The organism is Alicyclobacillus suci (genome assembly GCF_017329615.1).
Classification (GTDB): Bacteria; Bacillota; Bacilli; order Alicyclobacillales; family Alicyclobacillaceae; genus Alicyclobacillus; species Alicyclobacillus suci.
The window spans coordinates 1-5,113 of record NZ_JAFMTW010000084.1; the positions used below are offsets into that span (position 1 = coordinate 1).

Annotated in this window: 5 protein-coding genes; all 5 read left to right on the forward strand. The window is 58.4% G+C overall.

Translation table 11 applies throughout. The features are described 5' to 3' along the window. Window positions 1-943 precede the first annotated feature (943 nt). The 5 genes from J3482_RS19380 (at window position 944) to J3482_RS19400 (ending at window position 4,967) form a co-directional block, all read left to right on the forward strand. The gene (locus J3482_RS19380) at window positions 944-1,861 is read left to right on the forward strand and encodes a hypothetical protein (protein ID WP_021296838.1); all 918 of its coding nucleotides are present in this window, start codon (window positions 944-946) and stop codon (window positions 1,859-1,861) included. Window positions 1,862-1,922: 61 nt separating this feature from the next. Beyond that, window positions 1,923-2,174, forward strand: a complete 252-nt coding sequence (locus J3482_RS19385) for a DUF1146 family protein (protein WP_021296839.1) — start codon at window positions 1,923-1,925, stop codon at window positions 2,172-2,174. 281 nt (window positions 2,175-2,455) lie between these two features. Continuing rightward, window positions 2,456-3,340 carry a YwmB family TATA-box binding protein gene (locus J3482_RS19390; RefSeq protein WP_236018400.1) on the forward strand — a complete coding sequence of 295 codons (885 nt, stop codon included), beginning with the start codon at window positions 2,456-2,458 and terminating at the stop codon, window positions 3,338-3,340. 61 nt (window positions 3,341-3,401) lie between these two features. Continuing rightward, the gene (gene murA, locus J3482_RS19395; protein WP_021296841.1) at window positions 3,402-4,706 is read left to right on the forward strand and encodes a UDP-N-acetylglucosamine 1-carboxyvinyltransferase; all 1,305 of its coding nucleotides are present in this window, start codon (window positions 3,402-3,404) and stop codon (window positions 4,704-4,706) included. 63 nt (window positions 4,707-4,769) lie between these two features. Continuing rightward, window positions 4,770-4,967, forward strand: coding sequence for a hypothetical protein (locus J3482_RS19400; RefSeq protein WP_206922986.1), 198 nt, complete (start codon window positions 4,770-4,772; stop codon window positions 4,965-4,967). Window positions 4,968-5,113 lie beyond the last annotated feature (146 nt).

Genomic DNA, 5,113 nt, shown 5'->3' on the forward strand with positions numbered 1-5,113 from the left:
GTGTGAAGTACATGCCACGCTACCCACGTCGGCAGGGGGCCTGGGCGGCTGGCGATGGAGACGGTGGCAATAAGGCACATTATCTGCGCTATTTGTGTCGAGACGGGCGGATCGGGCGATATAGCGCAGAATTTCTACCTTATTTGCCCGGATCTACCGGGAATACGGCCAGGATGAGCGCATTAAGACATTTTACGTGCCTTAATCAGTGCCGACGGCCGGAAAGGCAGAGAATAAGGTAGAAATTCGACCTTAATGTACCCGGGTGGCCGATGTGGGCGCGGATCGGGGTGTGTTGTGTGGCGCGATTGACGAGAAGCGGCTCCGGTGGCTGGCGCCAAGCCCTCAGTCCCGTGCGTGCATGGCGTGATAAGGCACATTATCTGCCCTATTTGCGCGATGGCGGGGAGAATGGCCGATATAGGGCAGGAATTTTACTTTATTTGCCCGGATAAACCCCAAAATCCGCATCATGACGCGGATTAAGGCACGTCAGTTGCCTTAATTCACACTTGTGCGGCTAGGCCAGCGGAATAAGGCACTTTTTCGCCCTTAAGCGCCTGGCATCCAGCCGGTGGCCTGCGTGCCAAGCCCTCACCGCCGCGGCTCACCCACGCCCGCCGCCGCCCGCCGCCCGCCGCCCCGGCGACTGGACATCATGATAAGTTAGGTATTTACTTTATTCAGGTGATTCCAGCAGCATAGAAGATTTGGCATGGGTCATCGCGATGGACAGGGCGGGTTGATTTGGGCATACTTAGCAGATGCTTCATAATGTCTGAGGAGGCTCATACACTAGTGGTGCCCGTCCTCGGTTTGGCTCCCGGCGGAAATCGGAAATCTGTCGCCGCTGCCTGTTCGCATCGGGTGCCGTGTCGTTCGTGCGCCTCCAGGCAGGCTTTGTAACCCGACGTTGATACCACCCACCGTAAGGAGGATTGGTTTGACTTCTTGGATTTGGTTGTCGTCCCTGTTGTCACTTTCTGGACTTGTGTTTCTTGTTATTTCTGGTCCTCGAACCCCGTCGCGGGTGTCTTATTCATTGTCTACGTGTCTCTATGCGGTATCGAGCATTGCTGCGCTCCTAGGGTTGATAGGTGTGCTGTTCAGTCATGGGGAGACGGAGACATACCTGTTTTCGTTGTTCGGGCTGCAGCACTATGAAGGTTTTCGGGTCGGTCTGGCGACCTCCATCATCACGCTGATTCTGTATGTGCTCTGTGCGCTCTGGATGGGGTGGAGGTGGCGGGCTGCGTCTGCGGCTGATGTGACCGAGGTGGCGCACGACGAGGCGCTGTTGATGGCGTGGGTGACGTTCGGGCTGTCCATCTTGATTTTGGCGCCGTCTTTGGGGCAGGCGTTTGTCGGGGTGGCCATTGCCGTGCTCGGTGCCATATATGTTGTGTGGCGGGCGACGCTTCGGGAGGGCGTGCGGGCGCTTGAGGTGAGGGTTGTGGGATCGGTTGCCTTGGCGATCGCGACAATTTTACAAACTCTGCCGACGTGGGTAGCGTGGCATGTACTTCACACGGTACAATTGAGCGAGATTCACTATCAGGTCACAAGCGCTTCCTGGCATGGTCCGATGTGGCTGATTTGGGTATGGTTTATCGGATCCCTCTTGGCCATTGCCACGGTTGCACTTGCACCGAGGTTTGTACAGCCGCGACCGTGGGCGTCAACGACGGGGATGCCGTTGCGGATTGCTGCAATTCTTGGGCTGTCGGGCGGTTTTTACGTTTGGTTGGTATGGCCTGTCGTGATCGCGTCAAGCTGGCAGATTGCGATTGTCGCCGTCGCCGGCTTGCTGATGTTGGGCGCTGTCGTGATGGCGTTCAGGCGCAGTCAAGCAGTTCTATAGGAGGACTGTAACGGGTGATTCCAGTGGATGGGAAACGGATGGTTGATGAGGTGAACTGGGCGTGACGAACACAGCGGCAAATACCCCGTTGACACTGGGCGTTGACGGCACCGTGACATTGCTGTTTTTCTTTTTGGGGCTGGTTGCTGCCTGGTGGGCCCTTGGTGCGGTCAAATGGGATAAGTTTGTGAACCAGCCGTTGAGTTCGCAGGTTCAGATGCTTCGATTCTTCCTTGCGCTTCTCGGGGGCATTGTTGCAGTTCTTGTGGCACTCTTGTTACTTGGTGCTATGATGTTTGTGCGCGCACTTTAGCGCCATCGTGTGGCCGTCGTGCGCGCACGTGTGCGTCACATTTTGTCGAATGGGCGCACAGACGACCCCCGTTCTTCGGGGGCCGGGGTCGTAATTGTATGATGGTACAGCAGTGTGGGTCACTCGAGCGCGGCAATTGGCTACTAGACGAGTGAAACTAGTAAATCGTAGTATGAAGTCGGTATAAACGGCCTTCAATCTGTCCAACCTGTTGATAGAAACGCGAGATTCGCGAGAACGCGAAGCGCGACAAATCTTACGGTTGGATGGAGGCAGTACAAATGGCACAAACTAGCGCACAGAAGCGAATGGCTCGACTCAGAAATCGCCGGATCAAGCGAAGGGTCAAACAGTTCGGATGGGCGGGTGTTTTGGTTGCCATAGGTGCTTGCCTTGTGCATAGTCCGTCGGGATCGACCGTTCAGGCATCGACGATGAGTCAGCCGGTTGACACGACGTCGGCTGCGTCGGACGGGGTCCGGCAGTTGAACTATTTGCAGACGGCGATGTCAGCGACGAAGGCGACACCGACGGGATACGCGATTCACGATTGGACCGTGCTGGATGACGAATACCACACGGAGAAACAATTGGAAACCATCGCGAGCCAGTTGGAGCAGGAATTTGATTTAACGAACGCGAAAGTAACTACTCGGTCCGAACAAAATGAAACGTTTTATCAAGTGGACGGGACTTGGTCGGGATCCACAGATGTACGCATGGTTTTGACCAGTCTCCAGGGAGAGCAGGCCTCGCAGCAGACGACGAGCACCGGCGATGAATCGGTGCTAACGGTCACCGCGCTCGGCACGGCAGCGGGGATGAATTTGTTTGCCCAGCAGTACGACACGGTGGAACAGATGGTGGCTGCAGTGCAGGGGACGCCGCAGATGAGCGCGTACCTGACTGGGACGCTACCGACTGAGACGGACGAAGCGCAGGCGAACGCCATTGCATCGACGGCGCTTGCGAGCGTTCATGCGACGACGGTGGAGGCGCTGCGCACGCAACTGGAGACCAGTCTATCGGGGTATTCCGCAGACCCGTTGACGTACATTGATACGAATGGGAAGCGCATGGACGTTCAAGTAGCGGTTCATGACGATACATACCATCATAGAACTGACGTCTTGGTCGGAACACCAATCATAACCACTACGTACTAGGCGACACGTCCACGTAACGCTTCGTGACGAGGAGTCCTGAGACTTGAGCGGAGGTTACGGAATGGCAAGAATACTTATCGAAGGCGGGCATCGGCTGGAAGGGTCCGTCCGCGTGAGCGGTGCAAAGAACGCCGTCTTACCGATATTGGCTGCAAGCCTGCTCGCAGCAGAAGGCATCAGCGAAATTGATGAAGTCCCGCATCTCTTAGATGTGGAAAATATGGCGAATACCGTGGCGGCGCTCGGCGCAGTCGTCGAGTGGAAGCGCGGCGGTGTCCGCATCAACGCACAGAATATCCACAGTGTGACGCCTCCGTACGATCTCGTTCGCCGCATGCGAGCCTCGTTTGTTGTGGCAGGTCCGCTTTTGGCGCGCTTTGGCGAGGCGAGCATCGCATTGCCCGGCGGCTGCAACATTGGGCCGCGCCCAGTTGATTTGCACATCAAGGGACTTGAGGCGATGGGTGCCAAGGCGACGGTGGAGAACGGTTTTGTCCACCTCAAGGCGCCTGCGGGCGGCTTGCGCGGGGCGCGCATTTATCTCGATATCCCAAGTGTCGGCGCGACGCAGAACATCATGATGGCGGCGGCGTTGGCAGAGGGGCAGACCGTCATTGAGAATGCGGCGAAGGAGCCTGAAAATGTCGATCTCGCCAATTACCTCAACGCCATGGGCGCCCGCGTCCGCGGTGCGGGCACGGATATCATCCGCATTGACGGCGTCGACGTGATGCACGGGGCATCTCACTCTGTGATTCCGGATAGAATCGAGGCGGGCACGTTCCTGGTGGCAGGCGCCTTGATGGGCAACGGCCTGTATGTTGAAAATGCGGTGTCGCAGCACATCATGTCGCTTATCGCGAAACTCGAAGAGGCAGGCGCCCAAATCGAGGACAGGGTCGACGGCATCAAGGTCTGGCCTTGCGAATCTGGCCGCATGCGTCCGCTCGACGTGAAGACGCACTATTATCCGTCCTACCCGACGGATATGCAGGCTCAGATGCTCGCGGCCCTCACGGTCGCTTCGGGCACGAGCACGGTTACGGAGACCGTCTTCGAGAACCGCTTCATGCACGTGGCCGAGCTCCAACGGATGGGCGCGAACATTCACATCGAAGGTCGTACAGCGGTGGTCGATGGCGTTGATCGCCTATCCGGCGCTCGCGTCACGTCGACTGACTTGCGCGCTGGTGCTGCGCTCGTCATCGCCGGCTTGATGGCCGATGGCCTCACAGAAGTACACGGCCTGCACCACATCGACAGGGGCTACGACAACCTCGTCGGCAAGTTCCAAGCCATCGGCGCAAAAATCGAGCGCTACGACGACGAGGAAACCATCCCTTTGCGCGCCGAATCAGCGGGCTGATTCGGTCGGGGGCCGGCCGGAGGCATGGCGCTTTGGCGCTGGCCGGGCCGGAGCATGGCTTGCGTGGCTAGGCGCTGGTCGGGGCGGCTGGATGCCGTCCAGGGTCGCGGTGCGCGATTTGACGCATGGTGCCTGACTTGGTGCTTGGGTGCTTGGGTGCTTGGGTGCTTGGGTGCTTGGCACCTGACGGGCGCTTTGGCCTGGGCGGCAGTGGGGCACTTGGGTGACGTCGCGTCCGCACGCGAAGCGAAGCCCATATAGCAATTTCAGCATGGTCAATGGGGACCGTCCGAGATGGGCGGTCTTTTTTGTTAGGCGGGCGCCCCGGGGCGTGTGGCTGAGTGCGTGTTGCTGCGCCCTGCACAGCGCTTTGCATGTGGCCGCGCTTAGGCTGGCGGGGCGGGCAG

Coding starts and splice junctions, on each gene's coding strand:
- J3482_RS19390 (WP_236018400.1), top strand. CDS start 2,456: ATGGCACAAACTAGCGCACAGAAGCGAATGGCTCGACTCAGAAATCGC.
- murA (WP_021296841.1), top strand. CDS start 3,402: ATGGCAAGAATACTTATCGAAGGCGGGCATCGGCTGGAAGGGTCCGTC.